Below are 20264 nucleotides of genomic sequence, written 5' to 3'. Positions count from 1 at the left end.
CCCCTCTCATCCTTGATAACTTTCGCTCTGGCCAACTGTAAAGAATAGGCTGAAAGTCTCGCTGAAAAGGAAATTTCAGTCAATGGGATTGCTTAAGGGGCACCAGCCTTGCTGCTCACTCTGATACCCTGAATCTACCGAACAACTAGGAAAAAAATGAGTAGTGGGCTTGGCGTACACAGTTGTGTCATGATTTGTCCTGGCATCCATGAACCACAACTGACTCAGGATTTTTTAGAAGCATTGCAACGTGACGAAACCCATCATTTATCGAGTGGCTGGACGAAAAAGGTTTTGATATTTCCGACTCAGGACTATCCAGCTTACTCCGCTATGCATATTTTGCAATTTTTGCAGCACCATACCAGTCAAACGACGCCAGTCATTTTTATCAGTTTCAGTGCTGGTGTGGCGGGTGCCATTGGTGCCGCTTGGGGGTGGGAGTTGTTGGGCGGTAAGGTAAAAGCTTTTATGGCGTTTGATGGTTGGGGTGTTCCTTTATACGGCAATTTTCCCCTTTATCGGGTCAGCCATGATTACTTTACCCACTGGAGTTCAGCCCTACTAGGTGGTGGGGCAGAGAGTTTTTATGCTGATCCAGCGATTGAGCATCTAGACTTGTGGCGATCGCCTGATCGTTGCCCAGGTTGGTGGCTTGGGCGCACAGCCGCAGATAATGCTGAACCCACAAAGCACACTACTGCCGCGCACTTTGTCAACCAATTATTGCAGCTTCATCGGGTCTCTACATAACAACCCCGCCGCAGGCAGGAGCGGGGCAACTGTCAAATTTTCGTCAACTAGAACTTATCATTACCGACACAAAAGGATTGTCTGCTCACAGATAGATATTTTGATTACAGCCTCTTGTGTGAAAAATAAAAGTTTCTTACGCAACAGTCTAGTCGGTAGACATTTCACCTAAACTCTTAATACGAACTTTAGGGTTGCAGATGATTGTTACGTTGGTCAGCTTGAAGGGAGGTGTCGGAAAAACCACCTCCGCCATCCACATTGCCGCCTATCTCCAAAAGAAAGGTCCCACTCTCCTAATTGATGCCGACAAGAATCGGTCTGCTTTGGTTTGGGATCGGGAAAGTCAACTTCCCTTTAAGGTGGTGAGTGAGGCTGCTGCCCCCAAATTTGTGAAACAGCATCAATATATAGTGATTGACACCCAAGCCCGTCCTTCTCATGAAGAATTGAAGGATTTGGCGGAGGGGTGTGACTTGATGATTCTGCCCACCACCCCCAAGGCGCTTGATATGGATGCCCTGACTAAGACGGTGGAACTCCTAGATGGGTTGAACGCCAAATTCAAAATCCTCTTGGCTCAAATCCCTCCCCGTAGTTCGGTGGCGCGTAACATTCGGAAGTCTTTGGAAGAGTCGGGTCTAGATGTGTTTAAAGCCGAAATTCCTCGGCTGGTTGCCTTTGAACGCGCACCCATGAAGGGGGTGTTGGTGAAAGATTATCCCGATGCGCGATCGCAAACGGCCTGGGAAAGTTACGAAGCCTTAGGAAAAGAGATTCTGCCATGAGGAAAAGGCAGGATTTAAAAGGCTGATGTGGCTTAAAATGGCATAATCCTCTGTCCCGGCCTGCAAAAGCCTCTTCCCTTGCAACTTAAATGCTGATTTGTTGACTGCATTTCTACACGGGTATGCACTCAACAACGGAAATCCAAGCGATCCCCAATCTGACATCGCTACCGTACCGCAAACTCTTTTGTCGAATTGCTCAAAAGCAACTCGACAGGGATCGCTACCCCTATTAAACTGAAATATTAACTAAAGGTCAGTTACACAGCATACAATACAAAACTTAATATAGAACATTCATTATGGTGAGAGGTTATTCCGTGCGTACCCCAAGCATCTCCAAGACACAGACCCCAAGACCAATTCATTGCATCACTCGGCAGACGGGTGCATATGCCTTAATTGATAGCCTTAAGCGTCATGGCGTTGAGCATATTTTCGGCTATCCGGGCGGAGCGATTCTGCCGATCTATGACGAGCTATACCTCTGGGAAGCCAGAGGTGATATTCAGCACATCTTAGTGAGACACGAGCAGGGAGCTGCCCACGCCGCTGACGCTTATGCCCGTGCGACAGGTAAAGTCGGCGTTTGTTTTGGCACCTCAGGCCCCGGCGCAACGAACCTAGTGACCGGCATTGCCACGGCTCACATGGACTCGATCCCGATGGTAATTATAACCGGTCAGGTAGGCCGTGCATCGATCGGCACTGATGCCTTCCAGGAAACCGATATCTATGGAATTACGCTGCCGATTGTCAAGCACTCTTATGTCGTGCGTGACCCCAAAGATATGGGACGGATTGTCGCTGAAGCCTTTCTAATCGCCAGTACAGGTCGTCCGGGACCCGTCCTAATTGATGTGCCGAAGGATGTTGGCTTAGAAGAATTTGACTATGAGCCAGTAGAACCGGGTACGGTTCGGTTAGTGGGCTATCGTCCAACGGTCAAGGGTAATCCTCGTCAAATTAACCAAGCCCTGAATCTGATTCGTCGGGCAAGGCAACCCCTGCTTTATGCCGGAGGTGGGGCTATCACCTCTGGGTCTCATCCTGAATTGCGGAAACTGGCGGAAATCTTCCAAATTCCCGTGACAACCACGCTGATGGGTAAGGGCGCATTTGACGAATCCCATCCTTTAGCTTTAGGAATGCTGGGGATGCATGGCACCGCCTACGCCAACTTTGCCGTGAGCGAGTGTGACTTGCTGATTGCAGTGGGTGCGCGGTTTGATGACCGAGTAACCGGTAAACTCGATCAATTTGCTTGTCACGCCCAAGTGATTCACATCGATATTGACCCCGCTGAGGTTGGGAAAAACCGAGCGCCGCAAGTGCCGATTGTGGGGGATGTACGGCAGGTATTGATGGACTTGTTGCGCCGGCATGAGGAATTAGCCATTCCACCGGAACCCAGCCAAACCCGGGAGTGGCTGGCACGGATTAACCGTTGGCGTGAGGACTACCCTTTGCAGGTACCTCAACATGCCGATAGTTTGTCGCCTCAAGAAGTGATTGTAGAATTGGCGCGTCAGGCACCGCAGGCTTACTACACAACCGATGTGGGTCAACATCAGATGTGGGCCGCGCAATTTTTGAAAACGGGGCCACGCCGCTGGATTTCTAGTGCGGGCTTGGGTACGATGGGTTTCGGCCTCCCGGCGGCGATGGGGGTCAAAATCGCACTGCCGAATGAGCAGGTGATTTGTGTCGCTGGGGATGCCAGCGTTCAGATGAATATTCAAGAACTGGGCACCTTGGCGCAGTACGGCATCAACGTGAAGACGGTGATTATTAACAACGGCTGGCAGGGGATGGTGCGTCAGTGGCAAGAGGCGTTCTATGGGGAACGCTATTCCTGCTCCAATATGGAGGCAGGAAAGCCGGACTTTGTGAAGTTGGCCGAGGCTTATGGCATCAAGGGCATGGTGATTAAGAGTCGGGATGAATTGAAGGATGCGATCGCACAAATCCTAGCTCACGATGGCCCCGTTGTAGTGGATGTCCATGTCAAGAAAGACGAGAACTGTTACCCCATGGTGGCTCCAGGCAAGAGCAATGCACAGATGATTGGTTTGCCAGAACGTCCCAAACTCGATAAAGCGATCGAGTTAGTCTATTGCACCAACTGTGGGGCTAAAAATGTGGCAACGAATAACTTCTGTCCGGAGTGTGGCACAAAAATCTAAGTTGACTCTGCTTAAGTCAGCCTAAAAATCAACAATTCCCTGCACACAAGCAGGGTTTTTTTTGCTCATTTGCCCTTTCTAATCAGGGTACGGGGAAGGGGAAATACAAGAAACAACTTTTTGTCGAATGAGCTAGACAAGATAAAAGATACTTGCCCTACTTTGACCTCATGCCAGAATTTTTTACAACCTTTTCGAGTACAGTCGGGTTCATTCCCCACGGACACTGCTATCTCTGGAAGCCAGGGTTAGTTTGGCTCCATGTCGTAAGTGATTCTCTGATTGCGCTAGCCTATTATTCAATTCCATTGATGCTGGTCTATTTCGTCCGCTCTAGACGAGATGTACCGTTTGACTGGATTTTTCTGCTGTTTGGCACTTTCATTGTTGCCTGTGGCACGACTCATGTGATGGAAGTATGGACACTCTGGCACCCTACCTACTGGCTATCTGGGTTGATCAAAGCCATTACTGCCTTTGCCTCTCTAGCGACAGCGGTGTTACTAGCACAATTGCTTCCTTTCGCACTAGCTCTTCCAAGCCCTGCACAACTGGAGGCGACAGCTCTTTCGCTAAAAAACGAAATTACTGAGCGAAAGAAAGCAGAGGAAGCCCTACAACGAGTAAATGAAGAGCTAGAATCGAGGGTCGCACAACGAACCGCCTCCTTAGCTTTAACCAACTCCTCCCTGCAAGCTGAAATTAGCGAGCGCTTTCGAGCAGAGGAAGCCCTACGCAGGAGTGAAGAGCGTCTGCGCCTCGTGTTGCAGAATATGCCTGTAATGCTGGATGCCCTTGATATTGAAGGAAACGTGATTATCTGGAATCAAGAATGTTCGCGGGTAACAGGATATTCGGCGGCGGAGATTATTGGCAACCCCACAGCGATGGAATTAGTGTATCCCAATGCTGCCTATCGTCAGCAGATGATTACCAAATGGGCAGAGCAGGGCAATTGCTACCGCAATTGGGAATGGGACCTCACCTGTAAAGATGGCAGTATCAAGACAATCGCTTGGTCGAATCTCTCAGAGGAGTTTCCGATTCCAGGCTGGGCAGCTTGGGGCATTGGTATTGATGTCACTGACCGCAAACAGGCTGAAGAGGCGTTGCGGCAAGCCAATCAGGAATTAGAAAACCGGGTGGCTCAACGCACAGAAGCCTTGAAGAAGAGCGAACACGCCCTTGTCGAAGCCCAACACCTCGCCAATTTGGGAAACTGGTCGTTTGATGTCCTCACTCAGGAGAGTGCTTGGTCTGATGAAGTCTTCCGAATTTACGGACTTGACCCCACCCAACCCGAACCCACCTACGAGCAGCATTTACAGATCATCCATCCAGATGACGTAGAACTGTTCCAGCGTAATGTGGAACTTTGTATCACTCAAGGCAGAGCCTACGAGCATGAAATTCGGATTTTTCGACCCGATAGCGCAACGGTAGCGACGCCAGGAGCGTCTAGTTCCATGCGATATACCTTGAGGAGGGGAAGGGCTGTGTTCAATGAACAGGGGCAAGTGGTTAAGCTGTTTGGCACCGTGCAGGACATTAGCGATCGCAAACTTGCAGAGGAGGCCCTACAACAGGCGAAAGTTGCCGCAGAAGCGGCCTCCCAAGCCAAAAGCACCTTCTTGGCGAATATGAGTCACGAACTGCGTACCCCCCTCAACGCGATTCTTGGCTTTTCCCAATTGATGAATCGCGATACTAACCTCAGTCCCGAACAACAGGAGAATCTCAGCCTGATCACGCGCAGTGGCGAACACTTGCTCACCTTAATCAACCAAGTCTTAGATTTAGCCAAAATTGAGGCAGGACGCACTACCCTCAACGAAACTGCCTTCGACTTAATTCAGCTACTTGACGACTTGGAAGATATGTTCCAACTCAAGGCGCAGGAGAAGGGATTGCACTTGATTTACGATCGCCCTACAGCCTTCGGCATCCCTTCGGGCGGGCGCTGCGCTACGCGCAATCGCTGTGATGACGTTCCCCAATATGTGCGTGCGGATCAAGTCAAATTGCGTCAAGTCTTGATGAACCTGCTTTCTAACGCGATTAAGTTTACCCAAGAAGGCGGTGTTTCGTTGCGGGTGGCTCGTCGTCAGCGAAACCAAGTCAGTACTCCGTCGTCAGGAGCAGAACAACCGATTCAGGAGCGAGGACAACTGACACTTTACTTTGAAATTGAAGACACAGGTCCCGGCATTGCCCCTGAGGAGTTAGATAAACTCTTTCAAGCCTTTGTGCAAACCCAGACGGGTGCTGAATCACAGCAAGGGACTGGCTTAGGGCTGATTATTAGTCGGCAGTTTGTTAAACTGATGGGCGGCGACATAACTGTCAGCAGCTCTTTGGGGCGCGGCACCACTTTTAAGTTTGATATTCATCTGGGCGTAGTGGATGCCACCGCCATCAAAACCAAGCCACCTACACGCCGAGTCATTGCTTTACAGCCCAACCAACCAAGTTATCGCCTCCTGATTGTGGACGATCGCTGGGATAACCGCCAACTGCTGATCAAACTGCTCAATCCCCTTGGCTTTGAAATCAAACAAGCAACCAACGGCATTGAAGCGATTGAACTTTGGTCGAATTGGGAACCGCACTTAATCTTTATGGATATGCGGATGCCAGTGATGGATGGCTACGAAGCAACCAAACGAATTAAAGCCACAACCCAAGGTCAAGCTACAGCAATTGTCGCCCTGAGTGCCAGTAACTTTGAGGAAGCACGATCTGTTGTCTTTTCTGTTGGTTGCGACGACTTTATCCACAAACCTTTCCGAGAGGCAGACATCTTTGACGCCCTGCACAAACATCTTGGAGTGCGCTACGTTTACGATGAACCCCCCATAGAACCGAATTCAACCCCAACTCAGACTCTGACTCCAGAAGCTATAGCTGCCTTACCTGCCGATTGGTTGGCATCCTTAGAGAAAGGCGCAATTGAGGGCGATTTAGATTTAATCCTAATCCAAATTGAACAAATCCGCTCTCAAAATGACGCTTTAGCCAACGCTCTAGCTTCTTTAGCTAAAAAGTTTCAGTTTAAGCAACTACTAACCCTAATCCAACGAAAAATGAATTAGATATGAGCCAAGAGCCATATACTCCATCAAAAGAGAGTATTTTAATTGTTGATAATACTCCGGCTAATTTGCAACTTTTAGCTCAGATGTTATCTGAGCAAGGCTATAAAGTAAGGATGGCACAGGATGGAACAATGGCTCTGATGTCTGTCGAGTCATCTCCCCCTGACCTGATTTTGTTGGACATCATGATGCCCCAACTAAACGGCTATGAAGTTTGTTCTAGATTAAAAACTTCTTCTCAAACCAAGGACATTCCCATTATCTTCATTAGTTCTTTGAATGAAGTATTTGATAAAGTCAAAGCGTTTGAAGTAGGTGGAGTGGACTACATCACCAAACCCTTTCAAGTCCAAGAGGTTTTGGCTCGTGTCGAGCATCAGTTACACATCCGCCGACTTTCTCAGCAATTAAGCGAGCGAAATGCACAACTGGAGACGGCAAACCTGGCACTGAAAGACGAAATTCAGGAGCGCCAGCAGGTTGAAGAGTTGCTGCGTTCTACGCTTAAGTCTTTAGAAGTCAAAGTTCAGGAACGTACAGCCGAGCTAACTAAAATTAACCAATCCCTACAAATTGAAAACGCTGAACGAAAACAAGTCGAGTCAGAACTGAGGAAATTCTTCAAAGATTTGTCATATCTCAAATTTGCTTTAGATGAAGCCGCTATTGTAGCCGTTACTGATGCTAAAGGAATCATCACCTATGTTAATGATAAATTTTGCAATATTTCTCAATATTCCAGAGAAGAAGTTATTGGAAAAACTCATCGTCTTATTAATTCTGGATATCATCCCCAAGAATTTTTTAAAGACCTTTGGACAACAATTTCGGCAGGTAAAGTTTGGAAAGGAGAAATCAAAAATCGAGCTAAGGATGGAACGTATTACTGGGTTAATACTGTTATTGTTCCGTTTCTAGATGACCAGGGGAAACCGTTCCAATATTTAGCCATCCGATTCGACATCACCTCCCGCAAGCGGATGGAGTTAATGCTTCAACTAACACAATTTTCTGTACAACAGGCATCCGATTCGATTTTTTGGGTTGACTCGGATGCCAAAATATTACGTGTTAATAAGGCAGCTTGCCACTTGTTAGGCTATTCAGAAGCAGAATTGCTGTCTCTGAGCGTACCCGATATCGATGTAGACTACCAGGCTGACATTTGGCAAGTTCACTGGCAGGAACTTAAAGAACACGGCAGTTTTACATTTGAGTCTCGCCACAAAAGGAAGGATGGAACGATAACACTCACTGAAGTTAATGCCAACTTTTTAGAATTTGAGGGCAAGGAATACAATTTCGCTTTTGCACGCGACATCACTGAGCGCAAACTCACCCAACTCAAGCTGATTCATACCGAAAAAATGTCCAGCCTCGGACAACTCATTGCTAGTGTCGCCCACGAAATCAATAACCCTGTTAATTTCATCGGTGCCAACCTCAGCCATGTAGATGACTATACGCAGGATTTACTGGCTTTAATTGACCTTTATCAGCAGGGCTACGTCCACAGTTCTCCTGAAATCCAAGACAAGATAGAAGAGATTGACTTTGATTTTTTAATAGAGGATTTGCCTAAGACTTTGTCTTCAATGAAGATGGGGGCTGAGCGCATTTATGAGATTGTGCTGACGTTGCGGAATTTCTCCCGGCTTGATGAAGCGCAAATGAAATTCGTCAGCATTCATGAGGGAATTGATAGTACTTTATTGATTTTGCGCGATCGCCTGAAAGAAACACATGATCATCCGGCTATTTCTATTATTAAGGAATACGGCAACTTACCTTTAGTCGAATGTTATGCCGGACAGCTAAATCAGGTATTTATGAATATCCTGAGCAATGCGATTGATGCCCTGTGTCAACCCGACCCGGATGATTCACCAGACGGGATTGAAAACCACCTTCCTACTATTACAATCCACACAAAAATAAAAGACAGTAATTGCGTGGAAATCAGTATTCAAGATAATGGACGGGGGATGACTGAATCTGTATTGGTACAACTGTTTGACCCCTTCTTTACCACTAAAGAAGTGGGTAAGGGGACAGGCTTGGGATTATCCATCAGCTATCAAATCGTCGTAGAAAAGCATGGGGGGAAGCTGCAATGTATCTCTGCGCCTGGGCAAGGGGCAAAGTTTCTTATTGAGATTCCCATCAGGCAAAGTAGTCAGTCTTAACTGAAGTGAGTACTCTCTTTAATCAAGGGCAACATCACAGTAAACGTTGTATGCTCTTTAAGAACGCTTTAAGCAATTATTGCCCTAATCGAACCACAAACGAATTAGATATGAGCCAAGAGCCATATACTCCATCAAAAGAAAGTATCTTAATTGTTGATGATACTCCGGCTAATTTGCAACTTTTAGCTCAGATGTTATCTGAGCAAGGTTATAAAGTAAGGATGGCACAGGATGGAACAATGGCTCTGATGTCTGTCGAGTCATCTCCCCCTGACCTGATTTTGTTGGACATCATGATGCCCCAACTAAACGGTTATGAAGTCTGCTCTAAATTGAAAGCTTCTGCTCAAACTAAGGATATTCCGATTATCTTCATTAGTGCCTTGAATGAAGTGTTTGATAAGGTAAAAGCATTTGAAGTAGGCGGGGTGGACTACATCACCAAACCTTTTCAAGTGCAAGAGGTTTTGGCTCGTGTCGAGCATCAATTGCATATCCGCAGGCTCACTCAGCAACTTTTAGAGCAAAATACCCTCCTGCAACAGGAAGTTCATCGGCGTGAGATTGCAGAAGCAGAAGTTCGTAAATCACTCTCTAAGGAACAAGAACTTAACCAACTCAAATCCTACTTTGTTTCTATGGTGTCTCACGAGTTCCGTAATCCCCTAACCACAATCTTAGGTTTTGCTGAATTAATAATAGATTTTGATCAACAATTAACTTCTGAGAAAAGACAGGAATACCTTCGTCAAATTCAAGAATCTACTCGACGGATGACCGCGCTGTTAAATGATGTGCTGACTATTGGGCAGGCAGAAGCGGGGAAACTAGAATTCAACCCCGAACCGCTAGATGTCGAAGAATTCTGCGGCCATTTAGTTGAAGAACTAAAACTGGGTAATAGTGTCCAGCATATAATCGCCTTTTCCCGCCCAAGTCAATTGACCAAGGGTTGCATGGATAAAAAATTGCTGCGGCAAATTCTGACTAATTTGCTCTCAAATGCAATGAAGTATTCATCAGAAGGTAGCACCATCACATTTGACTTGGTTTGTCAGGATGGAGAGGCAATTTTACACATTAAAGATGAGGGAATTGGAATTTCTCTAGAAGACCAACAACGATTGTTTGAATCGTTCCAGCGAGGTAGTAATGTTGGGAAAATTTCCGGAACGGGATTAGGGTTAACCATTGTCAAAAAAGCCGTGGATTTACACGGCGGTCAGATTGCGGTGAAGAGTGAGGTTGGCGTGGGAACAACTTTTAGCGTTGCAATTCCCTTGAATAACCCAAGCCAATCTGATGAAAAAGAGTCAGATTAACTGCTATAAGAAAAACTCTACTTCAACGCTCAACAAATCACTTTACCTAGTTGATAATCCTCCGTCTGGGCTTGTATGTAACGATAGAGTCGATTCAGGGCGTTCACATAGGCATAAGCCGATGCCACCACAATATCGGTATCCGATGCCTGTCCAGAGAAAATTCGCTCCTGATGCCTGAGGCGAATCGTCACCGTTCCCAGTGCATCAATGCCCTGTGTCACCGATTGAACCGAGAACTCAATCAGTTGATTGGGAATCTGTACCAATCGATTAATCGCTTGATACACCGCATCCACCGGCCCCGTACCCACAGCAGCATCTGTACGAATTTCCCCACTGGGGTTCACAATCGTAACCGTTGCCGTCGGGCAGGCGCAGTCGCCACAAATCACCTGCACATGTTCAAGTTGAAAGCCTTGTTCCATTTGAGGCAGTGTTTCATCGCGGACGATCGCTTCTAAATCCCAATCGGATACTTCCTTTTTCTTATCCGCTACTTCTTTAAAGCGATGAAAGGCTTTATTGAGTTCATCTTCACTCAGATTAAAACCCAACTCTTGTAAGCGAGTGCGGAAGGCGTTGCGTCCGGAGTGTTTCCCCAAAACAATTTGGTTCTCCGACAAACCAATGGCAGCCGCGTCCATAATCTCATAGGTTTCTCGGTGCTTGAGGACGCCATCTTGGTGAATCCCGGACTCGTGGGCAAAGGCGTTTGCGCCAACAATTGCCTTATTGGGCTGAACCAAAATTCCTGTAGATTGGGAGACTAAGCGAGAGGTTTTGTAAATTTCCTGAGTATTGATGTGGGTGAGGGGTGCGTCAGACTCAACCGGACGACCGAAATAAGGGTTGAAATCTGCCTTGCGAACCTGCAATGCCATGACAATTTCTTCCAAGGCGGTATTTCCTGCGCGTTCGCCAATGCCGTTAATCGTGCATTCCACCTGACGGACGCCGTTTTCAATCGCCGCTAGGGCGTTGGCGGTGGCTAAACCCAAATCGTTTTGGGCGTGAACGGACAGGATGACGTGATTGCTATTCGGGACATTTGCTCGAATCCCCTGAATCAATGCCCCCATGTCTTTGGGAGTGCAGTAGCCGACGGTGTCGGGGATGTTGATGGTGGTTGCACCAGCCGCGATCGCACGTTCTAATACTTGATACAAGAACTCCCGATCAGAGCGAGTGGCATCCATCGGCGAGAATTCCACATCCTCGACAAACGACTTGGCATAGGCAACCATTTCTTCTGCGATCGCCAATACCTCACTTCGAGACTTTCTCAACTGATGCTTGAGATGAATGTCTGATGTAGAGATGAATACATGAATTCGGGGATGGGCAGCCGGTTTCAAGGCTTCTGCCGCCGCTTGAATATCTTTGCGAATCGCTCTGGCTAGGCTGCAAATAACCGGCCCACCGGGCACTCCAACTTTTTGTGCAATGGTTCTTACTGCTTCAAAATCGCCAGGACTAGAAATCGCAAATCCCGCTTCTATCACATCCACCCCAAGGAGAGCCAGTTGATGAGCGATCGCCAGTTTCTCTTCCACATTGAGGGTTGCGCCCGGTGACTGTTCGCCATCCCGTAGCGTGGTGTCGAAGATAATCACTCGGTCGGGTTGAGGTTGAATGCTCATAACTGTCTGCTCCCGTAATTTCAAGCAAAGGGACGATTAGACAAGGTGTCTGTTCTTTGGATATTGTAGATTGTATACAATATACATCATAAAGTATGAACTTAGGTGACCTAGCCGCTAACGTGCTGCAACAGCAACGCAGTACCCCCGACTTAATTGCTGATGCCTTGCGAGAGGCGATTTTGCGGGGTATTTTTCAGGAAGGGCAATCCCTGAGGCAGGATGAAATTGCAGCTCAGTTTGGGGTGAGTCGTATCCCCGTGCGGGAGGCACTGCGGCAATTAGAAGCAGAAGGGTTGGTGACGCTGCAACTCAATCGAGGGGCAACCGTATCGGCACTTTCTCCAGCACAAGCACAAGAAATTTGTGAGATTCGCAGCGCCCTAGAAACGACAGCAATTCAACTAGCGATTCCCCAGTTGACGGAATCTGATTTAGAAAAAGCAACATTAATTTTGGATGCCACGAATCAAACGACAGATGCAGCACGTTGGGCGACACTGAACTGGGAATTCCACGCAGCACTTTACACTCCAGCCAATCGCCCTCGGCTATTGACCATGATTAAAACCTTACACGTTAATATCGATCGCTATGTGCGGCTTCAGATGGAGAAGATGAATTACTTGGAGAAGTCGCAAAAGGAACATTACCAACTACTGGATGCCTGTCGTCAGCGAGATACTAAAGCGGCTGCAAAGGTGCTGAAACGACACATCGACACCGCAGGAGAGCAACTGGTGGCTTACTTAGAACAAAATAGAAGCGATCGCTAAAATTGTGCGATCTGCGCGACGCTTCGGCAACGCCTGCCGTAGGATGCCCGAAGGGCTGTAGGGCGAACGCAGCAGCGCTTCGCTATCGCTCCAACTCATGAATTGAATATTAAATCCCCTAACCCACCCTCACCAATATCAACAGACCAGCACATGGTAGTAACTTTAACAATGCCCTGTACGCTTGTAACAATGCAAGGCTTTATTCGTGAACAGTTTGGCATAGCCCCTTATGCCTGGGGAACGATTTTCTAGATCGCTAAGTCCAACTTGACCCTGTTGGCGGGTTTTGTGCTCGCTTCTCTTGACTTGGTTACCAACTTCTTCAATCCATGAGTTCAGTATTCCAATTTGATGCTTGGATTTTCGTATCTAACTCTCGGCACTCTCTGGAAAATCGATCCGTTTGCGTTTGCAGTTCGGCAACATTAACCGTACTGAAAGACTTGATTTCAGAGGCACTATACCGCTCTTGCTGATAAGCGGCGGCATCAACTAGAGAAGTATATACACTACGCTTGAGCAAGAGTGTATCTCTCTGAGCCAAAGCATCAGATATCGTCATCCCCTCTTCCAGATTGGTGAGCGAATTGGTTTTGTTGATTCTCTTAATCAAGTCTACCAGTTGATTAATCGTCGCGTCTAACTCGGCAATCAGTGCTTGCGGCTGTTCGGGAGGCGTTTCTCCTTCCTGAACTTTAGCACTTCTCACTAATCGTTGCCGCAACTGTTCAATTCTTTTTTGACAATCCGATCTGAGGATTAACGCTTCAGCCAACTTCATCGCTCATCATCTCCCACATTACCAATAAAAAATAAACATTTTCTAAAAAAACCCTTAATTCTATTCTCTCTGCGTCTCTGTGTCCTCTGTGGTTCATTTTTAAAAACTTAAACTTACCAGCCGATATAGGAAATTATATTTAACCATACGTTTTAAGGGTGAGCATTGCCCACCCTAACTGGCGTCTTTACTTTTCGATTCCTTCACCTAATCCAAAGCGGACAAAACGACGGACTTGGACATTTTCACCAAGTTGAGCAATAGCTTGCTTCACCAGTTGTTCTACCGTGATGTTTGGGTCACGAATGTAAGGTTGATCCATCAAAGAAGTTTCCTTGAGGCGCTTGTCAATTCGTCCCTGAACAATCTTTTCTTTGACCGTATCAGGCTTGTTCGCCAAGTCATCCCGTCCTATTTCGATTTCTTTTTCCTTATGCACTATTGCGGCTGGGATATCTGCTACCTTAACGTATTCCACATGCGGACAAGCTGCAACTTGCATGGCGATATTGTGTACCAGAGTTTGAAACTCCTGAGTGCGAGAAACGAAGTCAGTCTCGCAGTTTAGTTCTACCAGAACACCAACTCGACCAGCCGTATGAATGTAGCTGCCAATTAGTCCTTCTGTCGCCACGGGGCGTGGTGAACATGTGCGAACGAAGTTCTTCTGCCGCAGCCATGCGATCGATTGAGTCATATCGCCATTATTTTCTGTGAGTGCCTTTTTGCAGTCCATCATTCCGGCACCCGTTTTTTCGCGCAAATCTTTGACTACTTTTACAGATACTTTGGTCATTTGGATTATCTCCAAAAAAAATCGAATTCACCTATCGCACTACGTCCCGATGCGCCATCACTCCTCCAGTCTTCTCAGAGGTGGTCATCAACTTGTGCCAGACTGGACTAGAGCTTTTGTCCACGAACACCGAAGTAGACTTGGTTACTGGAGAGAAACTTTCGCTCCTGCTAATTCCAGTTGTTGCTTGATGTCTTCAGCGGCTTCGAGTTCAACAGCTTCTTTTACCACTTTCGGTGCTGACTCCACAAAGTCTTTTGCTTCTTTCAAAGCTAAACCCGTAACAGTTCGTACTACCTTAAGAATCGCAATTTTCTTATCAGCAGGGACTTCTTCTAGCACCACGTCAAACTCAGTCTGTACAGGTTCATAACCTATCAGAATCTCTGGCTGAATTGGAATTCCAGGTATTACCCTAGTTGTTGAAGCATCAACACCAAAAGTCTCTTCAATCTGCTTAACAAGTTCAGATGTTTCGAGTATCGTTAAAGATTTTAACTGATCAAGAATTTCCATCGTCTTAACAGACATGGCTACCCTCCTATACTTCCTATAAAAGATGAATAATTAATCAATCACTCGCTTGGTTACCCTACCCGTTTTATGGATGGGCACTTCGCGCAAGTTAAGAAAGCTGTTTGTTCCTACGCAGGAATTATTCGCGCAGTGTTCCCAAAGAATAGATGCATAATCTTTAACGCCCGTCAAGGGCCTTTCCCATTTGGCTAGTATGTAAACTTTCTAGCGGCAGGGCGTGGAATAGAAAACGAATAAAGGTTCCAATCTTTTGGCTGAACGCCATATATTTATACTACATAAATACTACAAAAACTGTCAAGGAATGAGAAAAAATATTTCTCGCTCCTGTCCTTGAGGGATACTCTCAGGTCAGAATATCCCTAAGATATTCAGGAGATCAGCGATAGAGATACCGTCCTGTGAAGATTACGCCGTCCCCAATGGATATGGCATCATGCATTCCTCACGCCGACCCGTAGCAATTGATTTATTTGCCGGTGCCGGTGGCTTTTCCCTAGGGATTGAGCAGGCGGGATTTGATGTCGCCGTAGCGGTTGAACACGACCCGATTCATGGGTTGGTACATGCCTTTAACTTTCCCCAGACCAAGGTTTTATGTGCAGATGTCGCTCAATTGTCAGGTCAGGACATTCAGAAGGCTGTGGCAGAGTGGGCCGCAAAGAACAGGCAACGAAGCAGAAGCAGCCATGCTCCTGTCTCGAAAATTCCCATTGACTTAGTGTTTGGTGGCCCTCCTTGCCAGGGATTTTCGACCATCGGCAAACGCCAGATTGATGACGTGCGTAACACCCTGGTGTTTGAGTTTTGCCGCCTTGTGAAAGAACTCCAGCCTCGCTACTTTGTGATGGAGAATGTACCGGGCTTACGGATGACGAAATACTCCTCTATCCTAGAGCGGTTGCTGAGCGAGTTTAAAGCCGCTGGGTATGAGATAACGGAACCCGTGCAGGTGTTGAATGCTGCGAATTTTGGTGTACCGCAGCAGCGGCGGCGGTTATTCGTACTGGGTAGTCAGGTGGGATTGAACAAACTCGCTTATCCTGAGCCAGAACTGCGATCGCCCTCTGAATATATAACCGTAAAAGATGCGATCGCAGATTTACCCAACCTCGATGATTTTGATGAACTCCACCATACAGACTCTATTCAACTAACCCCAGAACAACTGTACCCAATGCATGAACAAGCGACGCTCTACGTCAAACAACTGCGGGGTTTGTCCTGCGAGGTGAGTAATTTTGCGTATTCTCGATGGTGGAATCCAAAAGCGTTGACGAGTTCCATGCAAACTCGGCACACTGAACGGTCAATTGAGCGTTTTCAGGAGACACTACCAGGAAAGATAGAATCGATCAGTCGCTTACGACGCCTAGATTGGCATAAACCTTGCTACACCCTAAGAGCTGGGACGGGTTCAGATCGAGGTGCCTATACCTCCCCTCGTCCCATTCATCCTGAGTACCCACGAGTAATTTCCGTGCGAGAGGCAGCGCGACTGCACTCATTCCCCGACTGGTTCCGCTTCCACATCACCAAATGGCATGGCTTTCGAGAAGTAGGTAATGCGGTGCCTCCACTTCTAGCACGAGCCTTGGGTCGCCAAATCCTTGCCGCCTTGGAATTGAAACCCTTGGTACCAAAGGTTTCCTTAGAACTCGGCAATCCTCAGTTGATCAGATTTAGCCAGCTGCAGGCATCCAAGTATTGGAAAGCACAGAGCGATGATTGTTGATACTGTAATGATCGCGGTAGTACTGCGTAACCTGAGTAATCCTAGTTAGAATTAAATTCTAGATAATTCTCAGTTAGTGATTCAGATCACAATGTGACAGAGTGTCTGTCACATATCGTTACAGAAGTACATCACAGGAGCACTAACTCCCGATCACTGAAGATCAAGGTAATTTACCGCATAGTAGAATCACAGAGCTTTTAAACAAACTAAGGAATTATGAGACAGGCTGAAATTTGCTTCCCAAAATTCCCCGTTGAACACCTGGCTAATCGCATCATGGGTCTTCGCAAAATTACTCGAATCGACCAACATTTATTTATGTCGGCTCTCCTCTCTAAAAAAGCTCTATCGTTAGAAGAACAAAACCTCGTAGAGAAGGTTTATCAAGGTTTGAATAAGGGATGGATTAAAGTAGTGGACTAAATCAGTAAAGTCTTCTTAATTTACCAAAAAGCCACTCCTTACCATTTATTTTTCTTTTATCAATTAACTTTCTAGGGTGCATCCCCATTGAGCCGTTTCAGCCTGATATGGGCGCTCTAAAAGCTTACAAAAATGAATGCCTGCTAGCTTCCAGAGGCGACGATCTAAGTTAACAAGCCACCCGTAGAGAGCAAACCCAACAAAAATACGATAGTGGCAGCCAGAGAAAATAACGTCATTAACCCGGCAGGCATAAAAGCACGGGTTTTGAAGAAGCGAATGACGAAGACGATAAAAAGAACCAAACCCAAGAATGTTGCCAATCCCAACCCTACTAAAGGAATTTGGCGACAGATGAACCAGGCAATGAGTAATGCTATCCCACTTCCTACACCGCTAAACAGGGACACTTGGCTCTTTGCTTTGACATACCCCATTACACCGCCCAGTAGGACAACGACTCCGTAAACAAGGATAGACCAGGTCGCAATTACAAACAAATTGTTCATTTTATTAAAAATCGCTGGTGTAGCACGTTAGCGTAGAAAGCGAGGAATTTGGAGATTTACGGGTATGAGCCTACATGATGCGTTGATGTTAGGACTATTACTGAGTCCTGGTCTTTTACTGTCAATCGTTATTATGCTTACTTTTGCCGCTGGTGGCTAGTCGAGTTGTTTGACCCCTACGGGTCAGCAAGTCTCAATCAGCAAAGTCACTTCCCACTTAAGATAAGAGTGGAACACAAACACCCTACAGCCTGACTCACACTCAGCATCCCCCGTAATCTGTTGAGGTGCTACGGGGGACTTAAGGAATTTCCAAAAGCACGGTGTTTACTGCTCAGGTCGTTTGGCAGAGTTATCGGATTTTTCACCGTGACGGGGTTCTCGACGCAAAGGAACTGAGTCGATGAGCGCTGTTTCCAGTTCCATCCGTTGCTCCATCTGACGCAAGAAGTAGCCAGTCATCATTGCTGAAGCTAGCAATCCGGCTAAGTTTTCCCGATCAGTGGTAATTTGGACGTTGAAGTTTTCTGAAGGCAGCATCCCAACCAGTCCCTGAACGTTCTGAGAGATGATTTGTTGAATCTCTGGGCTAGCGGATTTGGCAACCCGCGACAAAACGTCCGGAGATTGGTGCTGAAGATAGTTCAGCAGTGGGTTAGCTTGCTCATCTTCCGGTTGGGAACTGAGAAAGTCAGGGTTAAATACCATTAGGAATCTCAGGTTTTGACTTAACTTAGTTTCTACTCTAAACGATTGTGCCGTCAGGCGGCTTCTGATTTTTGTCTTAAATCGTAGTTCTTTAGAAATAAATTTTGATAAAAAACTCTTTATCAAGCAATAATAAAGCGTTATTCAGGACTGGGACTGCTTCTCTAAGGGGGGGAGTAGTTGCTCTAGTTCAAAGTGTTCATGAAATTTATCCGTGACTTGTAACCAGTAGGAACGACCATCGGTTTGACGGCGTCTCTGGACAAATCCTATCGCGATCAGTTCTTGGATATGTTGGTAGGCACCACTGCCTCGGAGTTCGATCAGATCCGTTTGTGCAATGGTTTTTTTGAGCGCAATTGCCGCTAAAGTTCTCAAGGCACCCACACCCAATTCAGCGGGAACTAAGTTTTGCATTAAGTCTTGAAATGATGACCTTAACTGTAAGCTGTAACCGGCAGGTGTTTCAATCACTTCCAGGGCGCTATCTCGGTGGGCATAGTCTGCCATGAGTTCAATCAGGGCGTCTTCAATAGTGTCCTTGTCGCATCCAGCAAATTCAGCAATTTCTGCGATCGACAAGGGCTTTCCCTTCAGGTAGAGTATGGCTTCTATCTGGGTCGCTAGGCGAGGCATGAACGATTTTTGATTCTAGATTTTGGATTTTAGATTTTGGATCGAGGGCTACCAGTAGAGTGGGCAGTGTTCACATCTTATCTAATACTTGATAGCGCTTCATTAGTTTAAACGCCAACGAGATTTCATCAAATAAGGCAGAGGACGGAGGGCAGAAGGCAGAAGGGATATTGCTTGTACAGTAAGCTTTTTAACCTTTTTGAATGGGTGGATTATTTCCGCCACGCTGTACTAGCCCTCTGCCTTCTTCAATCGTTCCCATTCCCTATTTCCTCAGCCCAATTGGCGTCCGGTACGCTCAACAAAGATATCTTCTAAGTTAGAGGGACGAACCATGATACCAGTTTTATCCGGTAAGCTATCCAAGTAGGCATTAGCTTGTGCTAGATCGGGAAAGAATTTGTACTCAAAACGCTCCCCAACTTGTTTCATCACCAATCCCTCCCCATGTTGCGCCTTGAGTTGTTGGAGAGTGCCGAGTTCAATTAGCTGTCCGGCGTCCATGATTCCAATCCGATCGCATAAAAACTCCACCTCATCCATATAGTGAGTGGTAAGTAACATCGTCATCCCCTGTTTATTCAAATCGCGAATAATTTCCCAGAGGCGGCGGCGGGTTTGGGGGTCGAGTCCTACGGTGGGTTCATCCAAAAACAAAACTTTTGGTTCGTGCAACAGTGCCCTAGCAATTTGTAGACGGCGCTTCATCCCACCCGAAAGGGTTTTGACTAAACTATCGCGTCGGTCTGCCAATTCTACATACTCTAACCACTGATTAATCATCCGCTGACGCCTGGGATTAGGAATGTGATGCAGACGTCCGTGCAGTTCCATGTTTTCCCAGACAGTAAGGTCGGCATCTACGCTAATTTGTTGCAATACAACGCCGATATTCTCTTTCACTTGTTGTCTGTTGCGTACAACGTCGTAACCCGCCACCTCAATTTGACCGGAACTGGGTCGAGTCAGCGTGGTTAGCATCCGAATCGTAGTCGATTTACCGGCACCATTGGGGCCAAGCAGGCCAAACATTTCTCCTGATTCGATGGTGAAGGAGAGGTCGTTAACAACGGGGACTTTGTCGTAAGTCTTGTGGACGTTCTGAAGGGAAACGGCAGATGGCATAGATGCCTGTAGGAGATAAGTCAGCTTTACGAATCATCATATCTTGCGTTGCTAGGAGAGTGGTTGAAACCCACAGCCTTTCTCTGCAAACAAAATAGAGCATTATATCACAAAAAGTTACTTTGGCCAATAATAAAGATGACTTTTGCAAGAGACATCCATGAGCGTAGCGCTCACACTCCAGAATGAAAATATAATTATCTCTAGAGACTGGCGTAGAGGTCGGCTTAGACAATAGTGCATTGAGCCTGAGCAA

The 20264-nt window shown here is 46.7% G+C and carries 17 protein-coding genes; 9 read left to right on the top strand and 8 right to left on the bottom strand.

Annotation, left to right across the window (positions count from 1 at the left end):
• Positions 1 to 156 precede the first annotated feature (156 nt).
• The 6 genes from NDI48_22725 to NDI48_22700 all read left to right on the top strand — a co-directional run bounded on the left by NDI48_22725 (position 157) and on the right by NDI48_22700 (position 10333).
• Entirely contained in the window at positions 157 to 753 is a 597-nt protein-coding gene (locus tag NDI48_22725) for a hypothetical protein (GenBank protein ID MEP0833982.1), read from the top strand.
• Positions 754 to 953: 200 nt separating this feature from the next.
• Complete coding sequence (locus NDI48_22720; protein ID MEP0833981.1) at positions 954 to 1541, top strand: ParA family protein; 588 nt, start codon at positions 954 to 956, stop codon at positions 1539 to 1541.
• A 302-nt stretch (positions 1542 to 1843) separates the two neighbouring features.
• Positions 1844 to 3727 carry a biosynthetic-type acetolactate synthase large subunit gene (gene ilvB / locus NDI48_22715; protein ID MEP0833980.1) on the top strand — a complete coding sequence of 628 codons (1884 nt, stop codon included), beginning with the start codon at positions 1844 to 1846 and terminating at the stop codon, positions 3725 to 3727.
• Between the two features lie 170 nt (positions 3728 to 3897).
• Positions 3898 to 6819, top strand: coding sequence for an ATP-binding protein (locus NDI48_22710; protein ID MEP0833979.1), 2922 nt, complete (start codon positions 3898 to 3900; stop codon positions 6817 to 6819).
• Between the two features lie 2 nt (positions 6820 to 6821).
• The gene (locus tag NDI48_22705) at positions 6822 to 9008 is read left to right on the top strand and encodes a PAS domain S-box protein (GenBank protein ID MEP0833978.1); all 2187 of its coding nucleotides are present in this window, start codon (positions 6822 to 6824) and stop codon (positions 9006 to 9008) included.
• A gap of 110 nt (positions 9009 to 9118) precedes the next feature.
• Positions 9119 to 10333, top strand: coding sequence for a hybrid sensor histidine kinase/response regulator (locus tag NDI48_22700; protein MEP0833977.1), 1215 nt, complete (start codon positions 9119 to 9121; stop codon positions 10331 to 10333).
• Between the two features lie 29 nt (positions 10334 to 10362).
• Here the strand turns inward: NDI48_22700 and NDI48_22695 are convergent, their stop codons facing one another.
• A complete protein-coding gene (locus NDI48_22695; GenBank protein ID MEP0833976.1) occupies positions 10363 to 11976 on the bottom strand; it encodes a 2-isopropylmalate synthase in 1614 nt (537 codons plus the stop codon).
• Between the two features lie 95 nt (positions 11977 to 12071).
• Between NDI48_22695 and NDI48_22690 the strand changes: the two genes are divergently transcribed.
• Positions 12072 to 12752: a GntR family transcriptional regulator gene (locus NDI48_22690; GenBank protein ID MEP0833975.1), complete on the top strand. Its 681-nt coding sequence runs from the start codon at positions 12072 to 12074 to the stop codon at positions 12750 to 12752.
• Between the two features lie 325 nt (positions 12753 to 13077).
• Here NDI48_22690 and NDI48_22685 read toward each other — a convergent pair whose 3' ends face one another.
• The 3 genes from NDI48_22685 to rplL form a co-directional block, all read right to left on the bottom strand.
• Positions 13078 to 13536, bottom strand: coding sequence for a DIP1984 family protein (locus NDI48_22685; GenBank protein ID MEP0833974.1), 459 nt, complete (start codon positions 13534 to 13536; stop codon positions 13078 to 13080).
• Positions 13537 to 13723: 187 nt separating this feature from the next.
• A complete protein-coding gene (locus NDI48_22680) occupies positions 13724 to 14332 on the bottom strand; it encodes an elongation factor Ts (protein ID MEP0833973.1) in 609 nt (202 codons plus the stop codon).
• A 144-nt stretch (positions 14333 to 14476) separates the two neighbouring features.
• Positions 14477 to 14863, bottom strand: a complete 387-nt coding sequence (rplL, locus tag NDI48_22675; GenBank protein MEP0833972.1) for a 50S ribosomal protein L7/L12 — start codon at positions 14861 to 14863, stop codon at positions 14477 to 14479.
• A gap of 442 nt (positions 14864 to 15305) precedes the next feature.
• Here rplL and NDI48_22670 point away from each other — a divergent pair, with 442 nt between their 5' ends.
• Both NDI48_22670 and NDI48_22665 read left to right on the top strand, forming a co-directional pair.
• The gene (locus tag NDI48_22670; protein MEP0833971.1) at positions 15306 to 16604 is read left to right on the top strand and encodes a DNA cytosine methyltransferase; all 1299 of its coding nucleotides are present in this window, start codon (positions 15306 to 15308) and stop codon (positions 16602 to 16604) included.
• A 219-nt stretch (positions 16605 to 16823) separates the two neighbouring features.
• Positions 16824 to 17030 carry a hypothetical protein gene (locus NDI48_22665; GenBank protein ID MEP0833970.1) on the top strand — a complete coding sequence of 69 codons (207 nt, stop codon included), beginning with the start codon at positions 16824 to 16826 and terminating at the stop codon, positions 17028 to 17030.
• 164 nt (positions 17031 to 17194) lie between these two features.
• On the opposite strand, the gene NDI48_22660 is transcribed toward NDI48_22665, so the two are convergent.
• The 4 genes from NDI48_22660 to NDI48_22645 form a co-directional block, all read right to left on the bottom strand.
• On the bottom strand, positions 17195 to 17539 hold the full coding sequence (locus tag NDI48_22660) for a TMEM14 family protein (protein MEP0833969.1): 345 nt from the start codon (positions 17537 to 17539) through the stop codon (positions 17195 to 17197).
• Positions 17540 to 17866: 327 nt separating this feature from the next.
• Entirely contained in the window at positions 17867 to 18247 is a 381-nt protein-coding gene (locus NDI48_22655) for a DUF760 domain-containing protein (protein ID MEP0833968.1), read from the bottom strand.
• A 144-nt stretch (positions 18248 to 18391) separates the two neighbouring features.
• A complete protein-coding gene (gene scpB / locus NDI48_22650; GenBank protein ID MEP0833967.1) occupies positions 18392 to 18883 on the bottom strand; it encodes an SMC-Scp complex subunit ScpB in 492 nt (163 codons plus the stop codon).
• 273 nt (positions 18884 to 19156) lie between these two features.
• Entirely contained in the window at positions 19157 to 20008 is an 852-nt protein-coding gene (locus NDI48_22645; GenBank protein MEP0833966.1) for an ABC transporter ATP-binding protein, read from the bottom strand.
• Positions 20009 to 20264: the final 256 nt, after the last annotated feature.

Origin of the sequence: Microcoleus sp. AS-A8 (genome assembly GCA_039962225.1) — a bacterium.
In the GTDB taxonomy this organism is placed as follows: Bacteria; Cyanobacteriota; Cyanobacteriia; order Cyanobacteriales; family Coleofasciculaceae; genus Allocoleopsis.
Note: the sequence above shows the minus strand (reverse complement) of the source record. Positions and strands in the feature narration are given on the sequence as shown.